Annotated in this window: 28 protein-coding genes and 1 tRNA gene; 21 read left to right on the forward strand and 8 right to left on the reverse strand. The window is 70.9% G+C overall.

Features of this window, described 5'->3' with window-relative positions:
• Positions 1-10 precede the first annotated feature (10 nt).
• From cmk to ABKW28_RS11600, 4 genes are all read left to right on the forward strand, one after another.
• Complete coding sequence (gene cmk, locus ABKW28_RS11585; RefSeq protein WP_307822732.1) at positions 11-724, forward strand: (d)CMP kinase; 714 nt, start codon at positions 11-13, stop codon at positions 722-724.
• Positions 721-1,500, forward strand: coding sequence for a lysophospholipid acyltransferase family protein (locus tag ABKW28_RS11590; protein ID WP_348609584.1), 780 nt, complete (start codon positions 721-723; stop codon positions 1,498-1,500). Before cmk ends, ABKW28_RS11590 begins: the two co-directional genes overlap by 4 nt.
• Positions 1,497-2,861 carry a ribosome biogenesis GTPase Der gene (gene der, locus ABKW28_RS11595; RefSeq protein ID WP_193668716.1) on the forward strand — a complete coding sequence of 455 codons (1,365 nt, stop codon included), beginning with the start codon at positions 1,497-1,499 and terminating at the stop codon, positions 2,859-2,861. The genes ABKW28_RS11590 and der overlap by 4 nt, the downstream gene beginning before the upstream one ends.
• A gap of 98 nt (positions 2,862-2,959) precedes the next feature.
• Positions 2,960-3,033: transfer RNA gene (locus ABKW28_RS11600), tRNA-Pro, on the forward strand.
• A gap of 16 nt (positions 3,034-3,049) precedes the next feature.
• Here the strand turns inward: ABKW28_RS11600 and ABKW28_RS11605 are convergent.
• A complete protein-coding gene (locus ABKW28_RS11605; RefSeq protein WP_348609587.1) occupies positions 3,050-4,342 on the reverse strand; it encodes a tyrosine-type recombinase/integrase in 1,293 nt (430 codons plus the stop codon).
• Complete coding sequence (locus ABKW28_RS11610; protein ID WP_348609590.1) at positions 4,339-4,884, reverse strand: helix-turn-helix transcriptional regulator; 546 nt, start codon at positions 4,882-4,884, stop codon at positions 4,339-4,341. Before ABKW28_RS11610 ends, ABKW28_RS11605 begins: the two co-directional genes overlap by 4 nt.
• A 108-nt stretch (positions 4,885-4,992) precedes the next feature.
• Between ABKW28_RS11610 and ABKW28_RS11615 the strand changes: the two genes are divergently transcribed.
• The 5 genes from ABKW28_RS11615 to ABKW28_RS11635 all read left to right on the forward strand — a co-directional run bounded on the left by ABKW28_RS11615 (position 4,993) and on the right by ABKW28_RS11635 (position 7,472).
• Complete coding sequence (locus tag ABKW28_RS11615; RefSeq protein ID WP_348609593.1) at positions 4,993-5,175, forward strand: helix-turn-helix domain-containing protein; 183 nt, start codon at positions 4,993-4,995, stop codon at positions 5,173-5,175.
• Positions 5,172-5,393 (forward strand): helix-turn-helix domain-containing protein, encoded by a 222-nt coding sequence (locus tag ABKW28_RS11620; RefSeq protein WP_348609595.1) that lies wholly within the window; start codon positions 5,172-5,174, stop codon positions 5,391-5,393. Before ABKW28_RS11615 ends, ABKW28_RS11620 begins: the two co-directional genes overlap by 4 nt.
• A gap of 128 nt (positions 5,394-5,521) precedes the next feature.
• Positions 5,522-5,824, forward strand: a complete 303-nt coding sequence (locus tag ABKW28_RS11625; protein ID WP_348609598.1) for a hypothetical protein — start codon at positions 5,522-5,524, stop codon at positions 5,822-5,824.
• A complete protein-coding gene (locus tag ABKW28_RS11630; protein WP_348609600.1) occupies positions 5,821-6,249 on the forward strand; it encodes a hypothetical protein in 429 nt (142 codons plus the stop codon). Before ABKW28_RS11625 ends, ABKW28_RS11630 begins: the two co-directional genes overlap by 4 nt.
• Positions 6,246-7,472, forward strand: coding sequence for an AAA family ATPase (locus ABKW28_RS11635; protein WP_348609603.1), 1,227 nt, complete (start codon positions 6,246-6,248; stop codon positions 7,470-7,472). The genes ABKW28_RS11630 and ABKW28_RS11635 overlap by 4 nt, the downstream gene beginning before the upstream one ends.
• A 758-nt stretch (positions 7,473-8,230) precedes the next feature.
• Here ABKW28_RS11635 and ABKW28_RS11640 read toward each other — a convergent pair.
• Entirely contained in the window at positions 8,231-8,455 is a 225-nt protein-coding gene (locus ABKW28_RS11640) for a hypothetical protein (RefSeq protein WP_348609605.1), read from the reverse strand.
• Between the two features lie 64 nt (positions 8,456-8,519).
• On the opposite strand from ABKW28_RS11640, the gene ABKW28_RS11645 reads away from it, so the two are divergent.
• Genes ABKW28_RS11645 through ABKW28_RS11655 form a run of 3 tightly spaced genes read left to right on the forward strand, consistent with a single transcriptional unit; the run spans position 8,520 to position 10,892 of the window.
• Entirely contained in the window at positions 8,520-8,846 is a 327-nt protein-coding gene (locus ABKW28_RS11645; RefSeq protein ID WP_348609608.1) for a hypothetical protein, read from the forward strand.
• Complete coding sequence (locus tag ABKW28_RS11650) at positions 8,843-9,418, forward strand: hypothetical protein (RefSeq protein ID WP_348609611.1); 576 nt, start codon at positions 8,843-8,845, stop codon at positions 9,416-9,418. The genes ABKW28_RS11645 and ABKW28_RS11650 overlap by 4 nt, the downstream gene beginning before the upstream one ends.
• Complete coding sequence (locus tag ABKW28_RS11655; RefSeq protein ID WP_348609614.1) at positions 9,411-10,892, forward strand: terminase family protein; 1,482 nt, start codon at positions 9,411-9,413, stop codon at positions 10,890-10,892. Before ABKW28_RS11650 ends, ABKW28_RS11655 begins: the two co-directional genes overlap by 8 nt.
• Positions 10,893-11,104: 212 nt before the next feature.
• Here the strand turns inward: ABKW28_RS11655 and ABKW28_RS11660 are convergent, their stop codons facing one another.
• From ABKW28_RS11660 to ABKW28_RS11670, 3 genes are read right to left on the reverse strand one after another with little or no spacing between them, the layout of a single operon-like run.
• Complete coding sequence (locus ABKW28_RS11660; protein WP_348609616.1) at positions 11,105-11,548, reverse strand: hypothetical protein; 444 nt, start codon at positions 11,546-11,548, stop codon at positions 11,105-11,107.
• Between the two features lie 30 nt (positions 11,549-11,578).
• Positions 11,579-12,079: a hypothetical protein gene (locus tag ABKW28_RS11665; protein ID WP_348609619.1), complete on the reverse strand. Its 501-nt coding sequence runs from the start codon at positions 12,077-12,079 to the stop codon at positions 11,579-11,581.
• Complete coding sequence (locus tag ABKW28_RS11670; RefSeq protein WP_348609621.1) at positions 12,076-12,354, reverse strand: hypothetical protein; 279 nt, start codon at positions 12,352-12,354, stop codon at positions 12,076-12,078. Before ABKW28_RS11670 ends, ABKW28_RS11665 begins: the two co-directional genes overlap by 4 nt.
• Before the next feature lie 147 nt (positions 12,355-12,501).
• Here ABKW28_RS11670 and ABKW28_RS11675 point away from each other — a divergent pair, with 147 nt between their 5' ends.
• The 9 genes from ABKW28_RS11675 to ABKW28_RS11715 all read left to right on the forward strand — a co-directional run bounded on the left by ABKW28_RS11675 (position 12,502) and on the right by ABKW28_RS11715 (position 19,665).
• The gene (locus tag ABKW28_RS11675) at positions 12,502-12,717 is read left to right on the forward strand and encodes a WhiB family transcriptional regulator (protein ID WP_348609708.1); all 216 of its coding nucleotides are present in this window, start codon (positions 12,502-12,504) and stop codon (positions 12,715-12,717) included.
• Positions 12,714-13,133 (forward strand): hypothetical protein, encoded by a 420-nt coding sequence (locus ABKW28_RS11680; protein WP_348609624.1) that lies wholly within the window; start codon positions 12,714-12,716, stop codon positions 13,131-13,133. The genes ABKW28_RS11675 and ABKW28_RS11680 overlap by 4 nt, the downstream gene beginning before the upstream one ends.
• Positions 13,130-13,588, forward strand: a complete 459-nt coding sequence (locus ABKW28_RS11685; RefSeq protein WP_348609627.1) for a helix-turn-helix domain-containing protein — start codon at positions 13,130-13,132, stop codon at positions 13,586-13,588. Before ABKW28_RS11680 ends, ABKW28_RS11685 begins: the two co-directional genes overlap by 4 nt.
• Positions 13,585-13,968 (forward strand): hypothetical protein, encoded by a 384-nt coding sequence (locus ABKW28_RS11690; protein WP_348609630.1) that lies wholly within the window; start codon positions 13,585-13,587, stop codon positions 13,966-13,968. Before ABKW28_RS11685 ends, ABKW28_RS11690 begins: the two co-directional genes overlap by 4 nt.
• Complete coding sequence (locus tag ABKW28_RS11695) at positions 13,965-14,330, forward strand: hypothetical protein (protein ID WP_348609633.1); 366 nt, start codon at positions 13,965-13,967, stop codon at positions 14,328-14,330. The genes ABKW28_RS11690 and ABKW28_RS11695 overlap by 4 nt, the downstream gene beginning before the upstream one ends.
• Entirely contained in the window at positions 14,330-15,232 is a 903-nt protein-coding gene (locus tag ABKW28_RS11700) for a hypothetical protein (protein WP_348609636.1), read from the forward strand. The genes ABKW28_RS11695 and ABKW28_RS11700 overlap by 1 nt, the downstream gene beginning before the upstream one ends.
• A 35-nt stretch (positions 15,233-15,267) precedes the next feature.
• A complete protein-coding gene (locus ABKW28_RS11705) occupies positions 15,268-18,285 on the forward strand; it encodes a hypothetical protein (protein WP_348609639.1) in 3,018 nt (1,005 codons plus the stop codon).
• 225 nt (positions 18,286-18,510) lie between these two features.
• A complete protein-coding gene (locus ABKW28_RS11710) occupies positions 18,511-19,347 on the forward strand; it encodes a hypothetical protein (protein ID WP_348609647.1) in 837 nt (278 codons plus the stop codon).
• A gap of 114 nt (positions 19,348-19,461) precedes the next feature.
• The gene (locus ABKW28_RS11715; RefSeq protein ID WP_348609650.1) at positions 19,462-19,665 is read left to right on the forward strand and encodes a hypothetical protein; all 204 of its coding nucleotides are present in this window, start codon (positions 19,462-19,464) and stop codon (positions 19,663-19,665) included.
• On the opposite strand, the gene ABKW28_RS11720 is transcribed toward ABKW28_RS11715, so the two are convergent.
• Both ABKW28_RS11720 and ABKW28_RS11725 read right to left on the reverse strand, forming a co-directional pair.
• Complete coding sequence (locus ABKW28_RS11720; RefSeq protein WP_348609653.1) at positions 19,662-20,144, reverse strand: hypothetical protein; 483 nt, start codon at positions 20,142-20,144, stop codon at positions 19,662-19,664. The genes ABKW28_RS11715 and ABKW28_RS11720 overlap by 4 nt on opposite strands.
• Complete coding sequence (locus tag ABKW28_RS11725) at positions 20,141-20,509, reverse strand: hypothetical protein (protein WP_348609656.1); 369 nt, start codon at positions 20,507-20,509, stop codon at positions 20,141-20,143. The genes ABKW28_RS11720 and ABKW28_RS11725 overlap by 4 nt, the downstream gene beginning before the upstream one ends.
• Positions 20,510-20,517 lie beyond the last annotated feature (8 nt).

The following is a 20,517-nucleotide window of genomic DNA, read 5'->3' on the forward strand; positions in this document are numbered from 1 at the left end:
CTGCGGGCCCGTGATCACCAAGCCGACCGACCCCGACCCGACGCACGGGACCGGCATCGTGGTGGCCGTCGACGGCACCTCGGGCTCCGGCAAGTCCAGCACGTGCCGTGGCGTGGCCTCCCGACTGGGCCTGCGCTACCTCGACACCGGTGCGATGTACCGGGCGATGACCTGGTGGATGCTCGAGCACGGCGTCGACGTGCACGACGCCGAGGCCGTGGCCGCGCGCTGCACCGAGCCGGTCATCGACTCCGGCACCGACCCCCTCGGGCCCACGATCCACGTCGACGGCCACGACGTGGGTGTCGCGATCCGCACCGAGCAGGTCACCGGCTCGGTCTCGCCCGTCTCCACCGTGCCCGCGGTGCGCGCCCGGCTGGTGCAGGTGCAGCGTGCCGAGATCGCCGCCGCGGTCGAGGGGGCGGGCATCGTGGTCGAGGGCCGCGACATCGGCTCGGTCGTCGCCCCCGACGCGCCCGTCAAGCTCTACCTCACCGCCGACCCCGCGGCTCGTGCCGCGCGACGGGCCGCCGAGGAGGGCGGCTCCGACGTGGCGGCGGTCGAGAGGTCGCTGCGCGGTCGCGACGAGATCGACTCCGGGCGCGCGGTCTCGCCGCTGACGATGGTCGAGGGGGCCGTGCACCTCGACACCACGGCGTACACGCTCGAGGAGGTCGTGGACCTGGTCGTCGGCCTCGTCGAGGCGGTGGAGAGCCCCGCGTGAGCACCGCGCCGTCGCCGCGGCTGCGCACCACGCACTCCGACCCGCCCCGCACGGCGCAGGAGCCCCACCCGCCCCGCTTCCTGCTGCACTCGCTGCGGCCGGTGTCGCGCTGGCTGATCCGGCGCCGCTACCGCGTCGAGGTGCTGGGAGCCGAGAACGTGCCGGCCAGCGGTCCCGTGGTGCTGGCGGCCAACCACGTCGGGGTGATCGACGGCCCGATGCTGGCGATCTTCGCGCCGCGCCCGGTGCACGCCCTGACCAAGCACGAGATGTTCAGCGGACGCCTCGGGCGCTTCCTGCACCTGTCGGGGCAGCTGCCGCTCGACCGGTTCCGCACCGACGTGGCGGCCGCCCGCAGCTGCCTGCGGGTGCTGCGCGACGACGGCGTGATCGGGATCTTCCCCGAGGGACGCCGCGGCCCGGGCGACCTCCAGCGCTTCCACCGGGGGGCGGCCTACTTCGCCCTCGCGGCGGGTGCGACGGTGGTGCCGGTCTCCTTCTTCGGCACCCGTGAGCCGGGCGGGCGCAGCAGCTCGCTGCCGCGCAGGGGCGCGCCGATGCACGTGGTCTTCGGTCGACCCGTCACCATCGACGCAGTGGCCTTTCCGCGCACCAAGGAACAAGTGGAGACCACCTCGCAGTTGTTGTGGACGCACATGACGCGCGAGCTGGAGTCCGCCCGGGCCCGCACGGGCCGCGAGCTGCCGGGCCCCCTGCCCGCAGGAGACCTCGAACCCGACCCCGCCACCGGGGTCACCGATCTAGGAGCACCATGACCGAGCACGCCGACGGCATCCCCACCGAGGGGCCGCTCGTCGACGGCCCCCTGCCCGTCCTGGCCATCATCGGCCGGCCCAACGTGGGCAAGTCGACGCTGGTGAACCGCTTCATCGGCCGTCGCGAGGCGGTCGTCGAGGACGTCCCGGGCGTCACCCGTGACCGGGTGTCCTACGACGCGCACTGGAACGGGCGCGCCTTCACCGTCGTCGACACCGGCGGCTGGGACCCCGACGCGCGCGGTCTCGCGGAGCGGATCGCCGCCCAGGCCGAGATCGCGATCTCGCTGGCCGACGCGGTGCTCTTCGTGGTCGACGCGACCGTGGGCATCACCGACGCCGACGAGGCAGTGGTGCGGATCCTGCGCAAGGCCGGCAAGCCGGTCGTGCTGGCGGCCAACAAGGTCGACGACGAGCGCACCGAGGCCGAGGCCTACGGCCTGTGGAACCTGGGTCTCGGCGAGCCCTTCCCGGTCTCGGCCCTGCACGGGCGCGGCTCGGGCGACCTGCTCGACGCCGTGCTGGCCGCCCTGCCCGAGCCGCCGCCCGAGCGCGACGCCGAGGTCGGCGGCCCCCGGCGCATCGCGATCGTCGGCAAGCCCAACGTCGGCAAGTCCTCGCTGCTCAACCGGCTGGCCGGGGAGGAGCGGGTGGTCGTCGACAACGTCGCCGGCACCACCGTCGACCCGGTCGACGAGCTGGTCTCGCTGGGCGGGCGCGACTGGCGCTTCATCGACACCGCGGGCATCCGCAAGCGCGTCAAGGAGGCCTCGGGGCACGAGTACTACGCCTCGCTGCGCACCTCGATCGCCATCGACCGCGCCGAGGTCGCCGTGCTGGTGCTCGACGGCGGGCTGTCGATCTCCGAGCAGGACGTGCGGATCCTCCAGACCGTCCGCGAGGCCGGCCGCGCCCTGGTCATCGCGTTCAACAAGTGGGACCTCGTCGACGAGGAGCGCCGCTACTACCTCGAGCGCGAGATCGAGCGCGAGCTCGTGCAGGTCCAGTGGGCCCCGCGCATCAACGTCACCGCCCGCACCGGCTGGCACGTCGACCGGCTCGTGCCGGCCCTCGACAAGGCGCTGGAGGGCTGGGAGACCCGCGTGCCCACCGGTGCGCTGAACGCGTTCCTGGGTCGCCTGGTCGCCGAGCACCCGCACCCGGTGCGCAGCGGCAAGCAGCCCAAGATCATGTTCGGCACCCAGCCCTCGACGGCGCCGCCGACCTTCGTGCTGTTCACCTCCGGCAAGCTCGACGACGGCTACGAGCGCTACATCGAGCGGCGCCTGCGCGAGGAGTTCGGCTTCGTCGGCACCCCCATCGTGATCAACCAGCGGGTGCGCGAGAAGCGCAAGCGCTGAGCCCCGGTCCCGCCCGGGGTGCCGATGTCGGACCTCGGGTGGGGCTGTTGTAGTGTTCACGCGTCGCGAGGCGCTGCAGTGCAGCGGATCGCGCAGTTCGGGCTGTGGCGCAGCTTGGTAGCGCACTTGACTGGGGGTCAAGGGGTCGCAGGTTCAAATCCTGTCAGCCCGACCGAAGTAACAGCAGGTCAGAGGCGGTTCCCGCGAAGAGCGGGGGCCGCCTCTTCCTCGTTCTCACCCCCTTGTGCGTGCACTGTGCGTGCACGGACCCGCCGAGCCGGCACCAGCGAGGCCGCTGCGTTGGCCGCCTCGTGCTCGGTGGACTCGAGCAGGTGGCTGTAGATGTCGGCCGTCACGGACACGCTCGAGTGGCCCAGTCGCTTCGAGACGACGGCCAGCGGAGTGCCGGCCGCGAGCTGCAGCGAGGCCTGCTGGTGGCGCAGCCCGTGGAACGTCATCGGCGGGAGCCCAGCCCCGGCCCGGAGCCGGTCGAAGAGCCGGGTCACGTACTGCAGCTTGAGCGGGCGTCCGTCCTCCATGGTGAACACTCGGCCACTGTCGGCGTACGCCGCAGCCCAAGCGGCGCTCTCGGCGCCCTGGGCGATCTGCCAGGCCACCAGGGCTCCGATAGCCCGGTCGTCCAGCGCAACACGGCGGCGGCCGGCGTCCGTCTTCGTGGTGTCACGGCGCACGCGCAGCTCACGGCGGGCCAGGTCGACGTCGGTCCAGGCGAGCGAAACGAGCTCGGCGCGACGCAACCCCGTGAAGACGGCGACCTCGAAGAGCGAGCCGAGGCGGTGCTCGGCGGCGTGGTCGAGGAAGGCACCGACCTGCGCGGCCTCCCAGGGTGTGAAGTCCTTGCCGTCGGTCGCCGGCAGCTCGAGGAGTCGCGCTGGGGTCTCGTCGATGATCTCGTCCCGCACCGCCGAGGTGAGGCAGCCCTGGATGACGGCGACGATCCTGCGCACCGTCACCGCACCGCGGCCGGCGGCCGTCAGGTCGTCGATGAAGGCCTGCACGTGGCCGCGGCGGATCTCGCGCAGCCGCATGCTCCCGAGTCGCGACGGCGTGATGTCCTGGTCGGCGTATCGGCGGTAGTTCTCGAGCGTCGTGGGGGCCAGGGGCTTGCCACCCTTGGCGCCGACCCGGGACCGGCGCTCCAGCCACTTCTCGAGGTACTCGGCGAGGGTGTCGCGGTTCGGTGCCAGCCACTTGCCCTGGTCGAGCTTCACCGCGGCGGCGTTGCGGGCCTGCTGCGCCTCGCGCTTCGTCGCGTAGGTGCCGCCGTTGACCTGGCGGCGCTTCTTCGTCATCGGGTCGAAGCCGGCCGAGAGCCGGAAGGACCAGCGGCCGTGCTTCGGGTCCTCAAGCATCGCCGGGCAGGCACGTGAGCGCTGGGCATCGGTCGCCTGCTCGGGCAGCGTGCCGTACGTCTTGCCGGCTTCGTCTCGACAGCCGCAGCGACGGAAGACGCCGCTCACTGAGCCTGATCCATCTTCGCGAGGACGTCTTCAAGGAAGGCCAAATCAGACCCGGCGTCCCAGTTCGCGTCTGGTGCCACGCCCTCGACCCGGCGCGCTTCGGCCAGAGAGCGCAGGCGTAGGGCCCACTCCTCGTCGAGTCGCCCCGCGGCCGCCTGACGGTCCACGACACCGAAGTACCGCTCGGCAGCGGCCTCGAACTCGGCGCGCAGCTTTCCTCCCTCAGCGACGTCGACGAACCACTGGTACCGCTCGGCGAAGCCTGGCGGCAGAAGGAGATCTTCCAGCGCGAGGCCGAAGGTGCGAGCGAAGCCAAGCGCCTCGTCGACGGTGATGCTCCGGCCGCCGGCCGTGGCGGACGCCTCGAGTCGTGAGATGGCTGACTGAGGGACGTGGCACCCGTGCTCCGCCAGTGCGCGCACGAGCTGCGGCTGGGTCCATCCGCGCTGAGTTCGCAGCTCCTTGATCCTGCTAGCGAGGTACTTCGCCGAGCCGTGCTCAAGCAACCAGTCACCGTCGACGGCGAGCTTGTCGTCCTTCATGCTGCCTCCCAATATCCGAATGGGATACAGAATGCACGCGTTTCGGATTGCGGTCAAGCGTTTCCAAGTGAATCCTGATGGAGTACCGATTCATCCCAGGAGGATGCAGTGGACCAACTACTCACCACGGCCGAAGTCGCGGAGCATCTCAGGGTCACCCCGGAGACCCTGCGCCTGTGGCGGCACCGCAAGCAGGGCCCCCCGTCGTACAAGTACGGCCGGCAGGTGGTCTACCGGCTCGACGAGCTGGAGCGCTGGTTCGAGTCCTGCCGCACCGAGGTGCCGGCATGACCACAATCGAGGGCCTTCGCGACCGGCTCACGGTCACCGTCCCCGAAGCGGGGGAGTACCTCGGCCTGGGCCGCGGTGCCGCGTACGCCGCGGCTCGGCGCGGTGAACTCCCGACGCTACGGCTCGGCCAGCGGCTCGTCGTCCCCGTGCCCAAGCTCCTGGAGCTCGTCGGCTTCGACCCCGACCAGCCGCACGATCCGCCGAAGCCAGCTGCCTGACTCACGCCCCCCGTGGCCGGCGTCCTCGACCTTGCGGCAGACCACGGACAGCACGACGGGCGCCGCCACCCCGCGGCGCCCGCCCACCCGATCCGAACCCCTCCAGCACGAGGAGCTCCGCAACCATCATGCCCGCCAAGGTCAGTACCAGTCCATCAGCGCGAGTCGCCAGCACCATCCGTCTCGACCTCACCACGACCGACGAGCAGACCGCCGCCCGCCAGGCCGCCGAGCTCGCCCAAGCCTGGCCAGGGACCCGGGTCGAGATCATCGTCGGGGACGAGCCGCTTGCCTCTTGGTTCAGAGTGCTGCAGCTACTCGCAGATTCCGCCGCGCGGGCCCGCCTGGCACTCGACGTAGTGGGGACACCCGGCGCCACCACCAGCTGGACGTGCGAGCTTCGCACCCTGATCACCGCCCGCGTCGCATGAGCACGCCCGCCCGCCGACGCATCCGCGACCTCGAGCAGCAGCTCGCCGAGGCACGCGCCCAGTACTACGGGCCCGCCGACACCCAGCAGCGCACCGCCCAGCTCGCCGCCCGTCTGCTCCAGGACGCCTGGTCGGAGGCCTGGGCCGCCACATGGATGCGCCGGGCGCTGCTCTTCGAGTGGGCTGCCCCCCGCGAGACCGACTACACCGGACGTGCCACCGAGGCCGAGCTCGACGCGCGCGCCGCTCGCACGATCAGCGCCGCGGTCGCCTGCCGCAGCCGCGCCACCGGTGCAGACGGGGCCGCCACCTGGCACCTCGCCGCAGCAACCGAGTCGCTGACCATCACCCCCGACGAGCACCACCGCCTCGATCAGGCCCACCAGCGCCTCGAGGACGAGCAGGGACGAGGCACCGCAGCGTGACCCACACCGACGCCATGCCCACCTGGGACGACATTCCGATGGCAGCCGACCCTCCCGGCGCCGACGGCAGAATCCCCGACGACGTGCGCGCCCAGCTCGACGCCGAAGCGGAGGAGTCCAACCACCAGTCCTGGCTCCAGACGCAGATCGCCAGGAAGGCCGACGACCTCCGCATCCTCGAGGCCGCACGCGCCCGGGTGCAGGCAGAGAAGGCCACCGACACCAACTTCGCCGATCTCTACCTCGACCGCCTCGCCCTCGACACCCTCGAGACCCCCGAGCCCCTCATCGAGCGCGTCATCCCCAGGCACTCCTACGGCATCCTTCGCGGCCGCGACCAGTCGCTGAAGAGCTTCGTCGCGATCGACTGGGCTTGCTCCCTGGCCACCGGCAAGACCTGGCAGGGCCACGACACCCCCGACCCCGTCCGCGTGCTCTACATCGCCGGGGAGGGCGCCCACGGCCTCCGCTCCCGCATCGACGCCTGGGAGTACGCGTGGCAGCGCAGCGTCCCCGCCCACATGCTCACCGTCCGCGCCACAGCCCTGAACCTCCACACCCCCGGCCCCGCCTTCCCCCACCTCCTCGAGCACGTCACCACCGGCGGCTACGGCCTCGTCATCGTCGACACCCTGCGCCGCGTCTCCGGCGCCGCCGACGGCAACAGCAGCGAGATGGGCCTGGTCATCGACAACCTCGACAAGATCAAGCAGGCCACCGACCGCGGCAGCGTCCTCACCGTCGCCCACACGGACAAGGGTGATCACGACACGCGGGGGTACTCGGGCATCGAAGACGACGCCGACTTCGTGTGGTCCGCCAAGCGCGACGACATGACCCTCGCCCTCGAGCTAACCAAGATGAAGGACGGAGCAGACGGCCGCATCCTCCACCTCACGGCCACCCGCACCCTCGGCTCCCTCACCCTCAGCCACAGCACCCGCGGCACCACCCCCACCGTCAGCAACGAGCACCAGCTCACCGTCCTCGACGCCCTGCGCTACACCTTCCGCGACGGCGCCCGACCCGCCGACCTCCGCGAAGCCACCGGCATGGCCAAAGCCACCCTCGCCCGCGCACTCGCCGCCCTCGAAGACCTCGGCCAGATCACCAACACCGGCACCAAGAAGGCCGGCTACTGGGAGATCCCACCCATCACAGAAGACGGATCACCCACCCCAGAACCCAGTGAGACACCGACCCCGGAGGACCACCATGAATGAGACGCCCCGTCTCACCCCGTCTCAACACCCCACACCCCCTCTGACCTGCGGTGTCTCACACCGTCTCAACCCGTCTCAACCGTCGTCTCACTACCGTCTCACCCGTCTCACGACCCTTAGGAGTGAGACGGTGAGACACCGAGACGAAACACCCCCACGAGACACCCCCAACACCACCACTCGAGGCGCGGTCCGTGAGGGGGCGTCGACCTCGCGATTTGCAGGCTCCCCGCACGCGTGGTCGAGCCAGGCTGGGGGACAGCGATGGGGCGCGAGGCGGGCGGGCGTGGCGAGCTCGAGCCGGTGCACGCACGCTGCACGCACGTGGCCTGTCGGCGCAGGTCAGGCGGGTGGCCTCTTGATGCCGAGAGAGGGGCGCGCCGCCAGCGTGGCCGGGTGGTCTCGATGAGGCCGGGGGAGTCGACCCCGTCGATGCGCGGACCGCGGGTGCGCTCGGGCGACCAGTGGCCGCGGCACCGGGCACGTGCGCGGCAGGTGCGGCAGCGACGCGCAGCGGTGGCTCGCGAGGCGGCCCGTGCTCGCCGGCGGGCCCAGCGGATGGCGGGTGGTCGGTGATGACCGGTTCACGGCGGAAGGCGCCGCACTGTCCAGCCTGTCGGGTGGCGGCGGACCTGGCCGAGCACCGGGATGCGGCCGCCGTCGAGTGGTCTGCGCGGCGAAGCACGCTCAGCTTCGCGATCGTGCTCGCCCGGTGGGCGTGCCCTGCCTACCAGCCGGCGGCAGCGACGGGCGCCGCGTCAGGTGAGGCGGCTATCGAAGGCGCAGGAGTCGACGCCCATGCGGAGCAGGTGGGCGTGCTCGACGCAGAGCGGGGTCTCGAGGATCAGGGTTCGGTTGCCCTCGGGGACGCCGACCAGGAGCGGCAGGCGCACGGTCGCGGTGCCGATGACGTCGGCGACGTCGAGGCAGGTGGCGACAGAGCAGGTGGTGTCGTCAAGGTCGGCGTTCAAGGACCGCTTCATCCCTCGAGTGTGGCAGTCGCTGGGGGTGGTGTCCGTGGCTGAGAAGCGAAGCTCGGTCGCAGCCATGTTCACCGCCACGGACGGCGACCAGATCCCGTACCTCGAGGACGGCCGGTGGTTGCTGCCGCCGCCTCGGCAGTACCGGCACTGGCGACACGGCATCTCGCAGAAGGAGGTGCCGATCGGGGACTGGCCGTGGCCAGACGCCGATGAGGAAGCGATGCGCGCGGCGTCGTCGGAGGACTGGCTGTACCTGGGCTGGGCGCCCAGGCCCCGCACCCGGGGAGCGCGCTTCCGGCACGACGTCGGGCACGGCATCGTGATGGGCTACCCGGTCGGGTCAGTGCTGGTATTCGCACTCCGCCAGGCGATCGGTTGGTGGCCTCGATGAGCCCCGATTGGACGCCAGCGTTCCCCGGTCAGCGGCCGCCGTTCGCGCCGGGCAACACCCTGTCGCCGACCACGCATGGCGCGTACTCGCCACGGAAGGTGGAGCCGCTGGCCCGGGAGTTCGTCGAGCTGCTGCTCGCCGACGACCACACGCCGGCGCACGTGAAGGCTGCGGCGTACCGCGCCGAGCTGTGGGCGCTCGGTCGGGCTGAGGCGCAGGTGCAGCTGCTGAGCGAGTACCTGGCTGCCCGGGCTGAGGCTGCCGGCGACGGGATCGGGGACCTGACCAGCGAGTCGGTGCGCTCGGCGTACCTGCTGCTGCACCGGGCGGAGTCGCGGGCGGCGTCGTCGAGGTCGCGGCTGGGGCTGACGCCGGTCAGTGCTGCACGGCTGGGGAAGCACGTGGCGCAGGGTGCTGCGGCGCAGGCCGATGTAGCGACGGCGATGGCGATGCTGCACCGCCTCGAGCAGGAGGGGCGGCTGCCGGCCGGGGCGTCGGGTGATGGCGGCTCGGCGTCCGTGCGTGCGGTCAACGATGAGGCGACGGAGCAGGAGGGAGAGGGCGATGGGTGATCTGACGTTGGAGCAGCTCGATGCTGCGAGGCGTGACCCGGTGGTGTTCTCGCGGGTGATCTTGGGGGAGCCGCTGTGGGATCACCAGCTCGAGGTGGCGACGTCGCAGGCGCGGTACCGGGTGCTGTGCGCTGGCCGCCGTGCGGGCAAGACGCGGGTGTTCGGGGTGCTGGCGTTGCACCGGATGTTCGCGGTGCCGGGGTCGCGGGTGCTGCTGGTGTCGGCGGGTCGTACGTCGGTGGTCCGGACGCACAAGGAGATCGCGGGCATGGCCCGTGGTCCGGTGTCGGGCACGTCGATCGAGGACGACCAGGTGATGACGTTGACGCTGTCGAACGGGTCGGTGCTGGAGTCGGTGACGCAGTCGGTCAACGCGGTTCGATCGGCGGACGTGGACCTGCTGATCATCGACGAGGCCGGGTTCGTGGAGCAGTCGGTGTGGGAGTCGGCCGAGCCCACCATCGGTGCGCGGCCGGGGTCGCGGGTGTTGGTGGCGTCGTCGCCCTGGCGTGGGCCCGGGCACTTCTTCCACGACCTGTGGCGCCAGGGGATGGAGGCGCCGGATGCGGAGGTGTCGTCGTGGCATTGGCCCTCGACGGTGTCGCCGTTCGTGGATGCGCACTGGCTGGAGGGGGTGCGGGAGCGGAACGCCCCGGACTACTTCGCCCGCGAGTACATGGCGGAGTGGACGGGGGCGACCGGGTCGTACTTCGACTCCGACGAGATCGACGCCGTCACGGTCGAGGAGCCGCTGCTGGACCCAGAGGAGCCAGGCTCCCTGGCCAGCGTCGGCCCGGTCTCAGGTGGCGTGGACTGGGGCATGCAGCGCGACGCGCATGCTTTGGTGGTCGTGGCTGCGCTGCCGGAGCCTGACGAACGCGGCCGGACGCGGTACGCGGTGCGGTTCATCGAGGAGCGGTACCGGACGAGCTACGAGGCGTGGATCGAGCGGTTGGTCGAGCTCGGTGGCCGGGGCGGGTTCGCGTTCGCTCGGCTGTGCTCGGAGACCAACGGCGTGGGGCAGATGTCGACGCAGGTGCTGGCGCGGCGGCTGTGGGAGGACACGGGGCGTGACGTGGTGGAGCCGTTGTCGACGACGGCGAAGCTGAAGCAGGACCTGTTCGGGTTCGCACGGCTGCTGATCCAGCAGAAGCGGCTGCTGTTGCCGCGGCATCCGAGCCTGCTGCAGCAGTTGCGGGCGTTGGAGTTCGAGACGACGGACTCGGGGGTGATGCGGATCGCGGTGCCGGATCGGATCGGGCATGACGACGTGGCGATGGCTTTCGCGATGGCGCTGCAGCCGCTGATGGCCGGCGAGCTGGTGCCCGTGCCCGAGGCGCGGGTTGTGACCATGGAGGACATCCTCGAGGACGATCTGACCACCGGGCTCGAGGCGTACCAGCAGTTCCGGGACTCGCATCTCGACAGCCAGATGTTCGGGTTCCCCTCGCTGACTGACTGGCGGCTGCCGTGAGGGGGCCGGTGACGTCAGTGCTGGAGGGCTCGCACGTCGGACTCGAGCCGCTGGATGGTGCGTTGCATCTTCTGAACGTCGGATGCGATGGCGTCGTGCCAGCGGCGGTGGCGGCTCTCGTCGGCGACGGCTGCTCCGCAGTGGCGGCATTCGGGCATGGGGGTCTCCACAGGGTCGGCGGTGCGGGTGCTGGTCGGGTGGAGCGTCGGGTCTCAGCCGACGCCGGCCTGGCGGGCGATGACGGCGCCCATGACGTCGACCATGACGTCGCGGGAGACGGAGGTCAGGGCGCCGGCCGCTCGGCGGATGAGCGTCCTTTCTTCGGGGTCGGTTGTGGTCTCCTCGGCCTGGCGGAGGGCGTCGACCAGGGCGTCCACGCCCTCGCCGCCGGGCCAGATGCCTACCGCGCGCCGGCCGCGCTCACGGAGCTTCACGGCGCTGAGGATGCTGCCGCCCATGGTGTTGATCCAGGTGGCTTCGAGGTAGTCGCCGTCCTCGAGCGCTTCGATGGCGTCGACGACGTCGTCTTCGTCGATGCCGAGCGTCGTCTCGATGTGCGGCTGCAGTTGGCGTCCGTCCATCTTGCGGTTGCGGGCGATCTCGATGAGTGCCGGCAGGTCGCGAGTTGTCCACTGTTCGGGCAGGGGATGTGTCACGGGGGCTCTCTCGGTGGTGGGGGCGTGTGGTCAGGTGGTGATGCGGTCGAACTCGTACGAGGCGGGGACGCCCAGGGCGGACTGCCAGGTGACGCTGGCCTGGACCGTGACCGGTCGTGGCAGGACGCTGCCAGCCACTCGGGATGCGTTCAAAGCGTCGAGCTCGGCCTGAGCCTCTGCCTGCAGGTTCATGGTGATGACTTCTGCGGGCGCGACGTTGCCGTGCGACTGGGTGCGGCGCGGGAAGAGCCCAGTGACGGAGTCCACGATGAGCTGGACATCGTAGGCCGGGTCGGAACCGGCGTTGAGGAACGAGATTGTCGTGCGTGGTGCATCCCGTTGCACCCATCGGACGTCGCGTCGCTCGAGCTGGAGTCGCTCGAGGCGGTCGGCTCGGGCTTCGGCTGCGTGCGCGAACTCGAGCGCTTGGTCTGCGTGTCGATCGGCGCGGTTGGCTCTGTGCCAGGTGACGACGGCGACGCCGACCGTGACGGCGAGGGCGACGAGAGCGATGCCGGCCTCCGGCGTCATAGTGGCAGCTCGTCGGCGAGGAGGGCGCGGGTGCCCGTTCCGGTGAGGACTCGTTGGATCTTGTCGCCCAGACGACCGGTCCCGGGCCAGTTGGTGATGCACCCGAGGTCGATGAGGCGCCGCTCGGCGCGTTCAGCGTTCGCGTCGGTGATGTCGAGGCGGGCGGCGACGTCGTCCCGGTCAGCGTGCCCGTGCTGGTCGACGTGGTCGGCGAAGGCGCGCAGGTACGACAGCAGGTCGGCGGGGCGCCACGGGCTGAAGGCGTCGTCGGTCATGGGTTCTCCTGGGGGGTGGCGGCGTTGAGCGCAACGCTAGAGCCGAGCACGGACACCGCGTCGGCGAATGGTCACGCCTGGCCAACAGTGGCGCTCGCGCCGGCTGCAGCGACGGGGTGGCTGGAGCTGCAGCGGGCGATCCGTCGCATGGGGCGGCGGCAGGTGCCGTGTGTGGAGGACCCGGGGGCGTGGTCGGCGTCGCGGAAGACGCCGGCGGAGGCTGCCCGGCAGGACGAGGCGCGGGAGGCGTGCGGCTGGTGCCCGGTGCTGGAGCTGTGCCGGGCCTACGCCGTGGCTGCCCGAGAGCCTGTGGGTGTGTGGGGCGGGCTGAACGAGCGGGAGCGGCGGGAGGTGGGCCGGTGACGACGGCGATGGCGTGGGTGCGGGAGGCGACGGCGGCTGGTGCGTTGCTGGTGCCGGCGGATGCGCCGTGGACGCAGGCGGCGGTGGTCCAGCTGGGCCAGTGGGAGCGGCTCGGGCTGGCTGGTCGCTGCGAGCACCTCGAGGACGGGCCCGAGGTTGAGGGCCGGCTGGTGCTCGTCGATGGCCAGGGGCGCCCGACGGTGGGGCTGGTGCCGACTGGTGGGGCGCAGTCGTTCGTGCTGCAGTGCCCGGCCTGTCACCCGGGGGCGCTGCCGGTGGGGTGCCAGGTGTGTGGGCGGGCGTTGGCGCCGAAGGTGCGGCTGGTCGTGGCACGCCCGCTGCCGGGCAGTCCGCTGGTGCTGACCGGGCGGGTGTGCGTGGACTGTCGACGTGGGTGGACGGATGGTGCCCGGTGAGCGGCGTCGGGCCCGGTGATCACCTCTCGTGGGGGATCGTGCCGCCCGAGGTCGCGGCGCTACTGGTGCGGGAGTACGCCGACTGGCTGCGGCTGCTCGAGGCTCGGTCGCGGGACCTCCAGGCGGGCGGCGGCCGGCAGCTGAGCGCGGCGCTGCGGATCTTCGTGGGAACGACGCGGAACGCGGCTCGGGATCGAACGGAAGTGCTGGCGCAGGCGTGCAACGGAAGCGCGGAAGTTCCGACGGCGGTCGAGGCGGCAGAGTCAGAGCAGTCCGCAGGGGGTGGACGCTGGGTCACGACCCGGGAAGCAGCGGAGGTGTTGGGCGTGGGTGAGCGACAGGTCGTCAACCTCATCCGTAGCGATCGCCTGGCCACGTTGCGCCCGGGTCGTGTTCCCCATCAGGTCACCCACTGGTCGCTGGACCAGGAACTTGAGCGCAGGAGGAGCGCATGACCAGGAACATCGACTGGAACGAGATCGACGAGGCACTCGGCCTGCAGTCCGTTGCAGAGTCCAAGCCCGACGTGGCGGCACACTTCCGCGAGGCGGGCTTCACCGATGAGCAGGCACGCCGCGGCGCGGAGCTGATGGAGTCGGGGTCGTACTTCGGCTTCGTCGACGTCGCGACGTCGCTGGCGGGCGGGTACCGATTCGACGGGGCTTCGATGCCCATCGCGCCGGCCCAGCAGGAGCGGATCGCTGCCGTGGGTCGTCGCCTTGAGGAGGCCGCGCGAAGCGCCGACACGGTGCCCGGTGGGCAGGTGATGTCGCCCGATGGCCGCACCTTCGTGAAAACGATCGAGGAAGCCGCGGCGAAGGGCGGCCAGTCGTGAAGCGGATCAGGATCGAGGAGGCTGCGCTGCAGCACCTCGAGGAGCAGGCACGCCGGGCGATCGACCTTTCGGAGTCGCTGGCTGCGGAGCAGAGGCGCACGAGCGCCCTTGAGGTCGAGGTCGCGCGGTTGCGACTGGCCGAGGCAGCGGCTGCCGTGATCGACCGCCGCTGCTCGGAGGCGCAGGTGGTGCTGAACCGCCCCACGAAGCGCGGGCTCATGGCCGATGCAGTCCTCGACGAGAGCGGTGCCCTAGATGTCGCGGCGTTCGAGGTGATCGTCGACGAGGAGATCTGGCCGGCACGTGTGCGGGGCGCAGTCGACGTCCAGCAGGTCATCGAGAACACGCGGAAGGACTCGTGATGACGACCGAGATCACCGGCAGTACCGACGCGACCACTCTGGACGGCGCCGTCGACCAGGCCCGCGCCGACGTCGAGGAGCAGCGCAGCCGCTTAGCCCAGTGGGAGGCGAAGCTGGCCGCTGCGCAGCACGAGCTGGAGTCCCTCCAGGGCCGCGCCGGTGTCGAGCTGCTCGAGGACCCCGACGCCGAGGAGCACATCGCCACCACCATCGCCCAGCTGCAGGCGCGCATCACCCTGGCCAGCAAGGCGATCACCGCACAGCGGCCCCGGATCGTGCTCGCCGAGTCGGCCTACCTGGCCGCGGAGGCCGACCGGCTCGAGGCACCGCTGGCGGGCGTGCAGGAGCGGATCGAGGCACACGAGGCGAAGACCCGGAAGCTCCTCGCCCAACTGGAGGCCCACGAGGGCCCGTACGTGACGGAGAAGGTCCATGTGCAGGAGCAGCTCTCCCGGGACGTCGTCTGGATGGGCGGCCCGCCCACGTTCAAGGTGCCGAAGAGCGAGCTGATGCGCGCGGAGGCGCAGGTCGCTCGTAGGCAGCTGTCGGTGCTGCGTGAGCTCGCGGCCGGGCGGGACCCTAGGCCGATGATCAGCTCGTGGGGGCTGAGCCGGTCCGAGGCCTACCCGGAGTGTGTCCGGGGCGCGGAGGCGCTCGTCCACACTCCGGCGTTCCTGGACTCGGTGGCCGCGCTGCGGCGCCAGGTCGAGGAGCTGGAGGAGGTACGGGACGGCCTGCCCGGGCGCCTGGCGGACTACCAGCGCCAGAAGGGCCTGCACACCCCCGGAGAGAACGACGAGACCTACGCCGAGGCGCGACTGCGGCAGCGGATCGCCAGCATCGACGGCGAGCTCGACCAGGCCCGTGCGGACCTCGCAGCGCTGACCGGCTCCGAGGCCTGAGCCACCCGCGCAGCAGCGCCTGAGAGGAGCCCTCGATGACCAGCACCGTCCGGTCCGTGACCGTCCGCATGGAGGCGGACGTCGCGAAGTACATCGCCGACATGCGCCGTGCCGGTGCCGAGACCGACAAGGCGTTCCGTCAGGTCGACCTCAAGCAGGTCGACACCCGCCTGAAGTCGATCGACGCCTCGACCAAGTCGATGGCCACCTCGATGCGCGTGGGCAGCGTGCAGGTCCGGACGCTCGACACCGATGTCCGCACCCTGGGGCGCGACCTGCACAACTCCGGTTCGGAGCTCGACCGGTTCTCGGGCCGCGCGCGAATCCTGGTCGACCTGCTGGCCATGGTGGGCCCGGCTGCCGTCCCGATCGGTGCCGTAGCGGTGCCGGCGTTGGCCGGGCTGACCTCGCAGCTCGGGTTCAGCGTCATCGCCGCCGGTGGCGCCGTCTTGGCCTTCCAGGGCGTCGGCGACGCGCTCGAGGCCATCGAGAAGGCCCGCCTCGACCCGACGGTGGAGAACCTGCAGGCCGCCCGCGACGCGATGCGCGACCTGGGCCCCGACGCCGGCGACTTCGTCGGGAAGCTGCAGGCCCTGCGTGACGAAGCCAGCCAGCTCACCATCACCGCCGCCGGCGGGCTGATGCCCGGCCTCAACACGGCCCTCGATGTCTTCGACAACCGGCTCCCCGAGCTGAAGGCCATCATCGCCGAGGTCACCGACGCCACCGGCGACGCGATCGCTGGCGGCGCCGCGTCGCTGAACGGAGCCCGCTGGGACGACTTCTTCGGGTTCCTCGAGGACAACGCTCGCGAGAACATCGACGGGCTCGCCGACTCCGTCGGCAACCTCGGCCACGGCCTCTCCGAGCTGTGGATGGCGTTCTCCCCGCTCGAGAGCGACTTCATCGACTGGACCCGCGACGCCTCCGAGTCCTTCGACGACTGGGCGACCCGCCTGGACCAGACCGAGGGGTTCGAGAACTTCCTCGACTACGTCGCCGCGAACGGCCCTCAGGTCGCCGACACCGTCGGTGCCCTCGGCGGCGCGGTCGTGGACCTAGTGCAGGCCGCAGCCCCGCTCGGTGGCCCGTCGCTGCAGGCCATCGAGGGCATCGCCGAGGCGTTCTCGCTGATCGCTGACTCCGACGCCGGCACTGTCCTCATCGCTGCCGCAGCCGGAATGGCGACCTTCAACCGGGCCAACGCGATCTGGATGAAGACGAAGAACGCCACCCCGATCCAGGCGAACATCGTGACTCCGATCAAGGACATGCGTGCCGCAGCGCCGACGATCGGCCAGGTCGGCACCTACTTCAAGTACCTCGGCCAGGACGCCAAGTTCGCCTCCAAGCAGACCCTTGCCGCCCGGGCCTCGGTCGCCGGTTTCGCGCGCACCGCTGCCCCCACCCTGTTCAAGTCAGCGGCCCTGGGTGGCGGCCTGGCGCTGGCCATGTCCGGGGTCAGCGACTCCATGGGGCTCTCCAACACCACGAGCCTCGCCCTCATGGGCTCCATCGCCGGCCCCTGGGGTGCCGCGATCGGCGGCGGCATCGGCCTGGCCCTCGACTTCGCTGCCGCACAGGAGCGGATGGCCGAGGAGACCCGAACCACCGACGAGGCGATCAAGTCGCAGTCGCTGAACACGATGATCAAGCGGTACCGCGATGTGCGCCGCGAGATCGCCGAGATCGCCGACATCGAGCCGTGGGAGTTCTGGAAGACGCTGCCGGCCGCGATGGACGGCATCGTCAACAACGAGGTCAAGCAGATCAACAAGCTGGACGCCGCGATCGCTGGTTTGCGGATGGACCGGGCCTGGGAGCAGGACGCGCGCCGTGCCGGTGGCGGCATCGAGGACTTCCTCCTTGGGCCGCTGGGTAAGTCTGCTGACGCCTTCCGCATCGCATCGCTGGGCGCGGACGACTACTCCGCCTCGCTGCAGCGGCTCAGCGATGTGCTCGGCAACCGCGGGAAGTGGCGTGCGTTCCAGGCTGCGATCGACGACGCCCGTGCCTCGCTCGAGGACAACGGCCGCACTCTGGACCGCACCACCGAGAAGGGCCGCGCGAACGAGGCGGCACTCGACGGGATCGCGGCCACCGCGCTGGCCGCGTCCGAGTCGCTCAAGGGCATGAAGCGGGTCGAGTTCCTGTCGGGTGCACGCAAGCAGTTCATCGAGGTGGCTACCTCGATGCGGATGCCCATCGAGCGGGCTCAGGACCTTGCCGACAAGCTCGGGCTCGTCGGGAAGCAGAAGCCGAAGCCCCAGGTCGACGCCGACACCTCCAAGGCCGACCGCAAGCTCCAGCGGACCCTCGAGAAGGCCAATCAGCTGGGGCTGATGGTGCCCAAGCCCCGCGTCGACGCGAAGACCGCCGAGGCCGACGGCGCCTTCGCCGACCTGTTCCGCGCTGGCGGCCAGCTCGACGCCATGCGCCCGACTCCCCGCGTGAACGTAGATGCCAGCGGCGTCCTGGGACAGATCAACGCCGTGCGCGGCTGGCTGAACAACATCCCCGACGAGACCGTCAACGTGTGGGTCACCCGCCGCACCGTCACCGGCGGAGGTAAGGGCCCCGTCATGGAGTCTGCCCGCGGCAACCTGTTCCCCTCGGTCACCGCGTACGCCCAGGGCGGCCTCGACCGGCCGGACCGCCACCTCCCCGAGGTCGCCACCGGCGGCCCCGTCCGAATCTGGGCCGAGCGCGAGACCGGGGGCGAGGCCTACCTCCCCCTCGCCAACGACGACCGCCGACCCCGCGCCCGCGCGATCGCCGAGGAGGTCGTCGGCCAGTTCGGCGGCAAGGTCTTCTGGAACGCCCGCGGCGGTGTCTACCGCTCTAGCGGCGAGATCGCCTCCACCAGCGGCGGGCGCTCGGTCGGGGCTCTGCGACAGGCGCTGCAGGGGATGTCCATCGGTGGCCACCTCAGCCTTGACGCCGACGGCCGTGGCGGCACCCTCGACGCTCGCATCGAGCGGGTCTCGTCCGGCGTCGTACGCCGCGAGCTCGACGCCGACGCAGCGTTCGACGACATAGTCACCGGGCGCTGAGATGGGTTTTCGCTGGAACTGGCCCGCGGGAGGTGGTCGGGTGGTGGATACTCGCGCCATGGTGATGGTACTGACCGAAGTGCGCCGCGCCGGTCGAGCGTCGCACCTGAGCCTGCGAGCACGCTGGCATGCTTGGCGCCTTGATCGCGCACGGCAACTCGAAAGTCACCATCAACTGGCTCTCGCGGAGCGGTTGGCGGATGCCCGGCAGCTGCTATCTCGCCGATGACGGAGATCGTCGAAGTCCTCAACACGCTCGCAGCCAACTCACCCGAGACCGGCGCGGTTGCTGCCGGTGGGATCGCGTTGAGCAAGGTTCTCGGCCCCAGCGTGACCGCCGTCGGACGCGCTCTCGGGGACTTCACCGACTGGCGAATGCGGAACCTGCTCAAACTCTCGGAGAAGACGCAGGCACGCGAGACCCTCGGCGAGGGCGAGGTACATCCGCGGGTCGCTCAGCAGATTCTTTCTGAGGCGTCGTGGTCCGAGGACGACGTGGCCCAAGAGTACTTTGCCGGCATGCTCATCGGGTCGAGAAACCTGCGGGGCTCCGAGATGGACACGGCGTACTTCGCCCGCGTCACGGCCGGCTTGACTGCTGTCCAGCTCAGACTTCACCACATGGTCTACGAAGCCGTAAGCCGACTCGGCACAGGCAACGAGCTCCGCACCCGCCTGGGAGCCAAACAGGTGCAGATGTACTTTCCGATGAGCGTGCTCCCGCCCGTATTCGGGTTGCCTATGCGCGAGCTCGGCCTCGTGGGCCGGGCGGCTGCTGTGCTCGAGCGTGAGGACCTCATCGGTGAGTACGTCTTTGACCCCTCCGATGACCTCACCGTCTTAAAAGGGTGGTTCCCGCAGGCACGGGAGCCGGGCCTGGCGTTGAACGTGACTGGTTTCGGAGCACAGGCATTCCTGATGGCCTACGGCGTCAACGAGACCAACTCGAACGCGCTGCTGTCGATGCGTCTCCCCCATGTGGCAACCGAGATGCCACGTGCGGACGAGGTCGTCTACGGGCCGACCGTACGCAACGCTCCCAGCGCCAGCGCGGACGCATGAGCGAAGCCACCGCCTCCCGATCTCGCCAGCGGCACCGTCCTCGCCGCCTTCGGCCGGCTGCTGAGCGCGTAGCTGAACCGCGGGGTGCCGGTGCCCGCACCTAGCGTCACGAGCATGACCCAAACCAGCACCACCACCTGCCCCCTGTGCGGCTCCATCGTCGAGGGCGGCCTCCGGTCCAGGCACGAGATCCACCACCGCGAGCTCGTGAAGCTCAAGGAGCGCCAGGACGAGATCGCTCCCGCATCGAAGCCGTCCGGCCCGCCCTCGAAGCCGCTCATGGCGATCGGGGACGGGCCGGTTCTAGGCGAGTTCTAGGCGTCGTACGCCGACCCCCACACCTCCCACGGGGTCAGCCCCAACAGTTCGACCGTGAGCTGGTCGGCAGCGCGATACGTGACCGTCCCGTCCCGACGGGCGCGCTGGATCGCCTTCTCCGCCGCGGACCCGCGCGCGGCACCGACGGCACGAACACCTCCCGCGGCCGTCAGTAGAGACAGCAGCGGCTCCGCGGGCAGCCGCCGGGGTCGACGCGCCCTCAGCCTCTGCTGCACCCGCCAGACGGCATAGGCCTCGACCGAGCTCCGATCCAGCAGCCACCGACGGTTCACCAGCATCCCCTCAAGGTGCCCCCCGTCGGCCAGCATGTTGATCCGCCCGCGCGTCACGCCTGCAAGGACAGCAGCCTCAGCGCTGGTGACCAGCCGGCGGCCCACGCCCCACCCTGCATCGCTCAGCGTGTACGGAACGGGAGTGTCGTCGTCTAGCGGCCCCCGCTCGGTCTCGAGCGCGCTCACCGGTCGGTTCCCAACGAGCGCAGCAGCCCGTCGAGGGCAGCCCGTCCAGTCGGAACGGCGCCCTCCCCGTGACATGTCGGGCAAGGGCCGCTCAGGCGGTCGTAGCCCTCCGGGTGGATGCACGTTGGGCACCGCACCTCAGCCTTATCGTCGGTCGCAGCAAGCAGCATGGCGACGGCCACCGCCGGCACCTGGACGTCGAACTCGCGGCCGGCCACCTGTCCCTCGAGGACGATGCTGGTCTGCTGGTCGTCGACGGCGCGAACCAGCCATGCCCACCAACCGTCCGCGGCCTCGTGGCCGGGGCCGATCAGGTCGACGGTGGCACTGGCGTGGAACTCGGCGTGCTCGGCCGGGTCGGTCACGGTGCACC

The sequence above is a fragment of the Nocardioides sp. 31GB23 genome (genome assembly GCF_040012395.1).
GTDB lineage: Bacteria > Actinomycetota > Actinomycetes > Propionibacteriales > Nocardioidaceae > Nocardioides > Nocardioides salarius.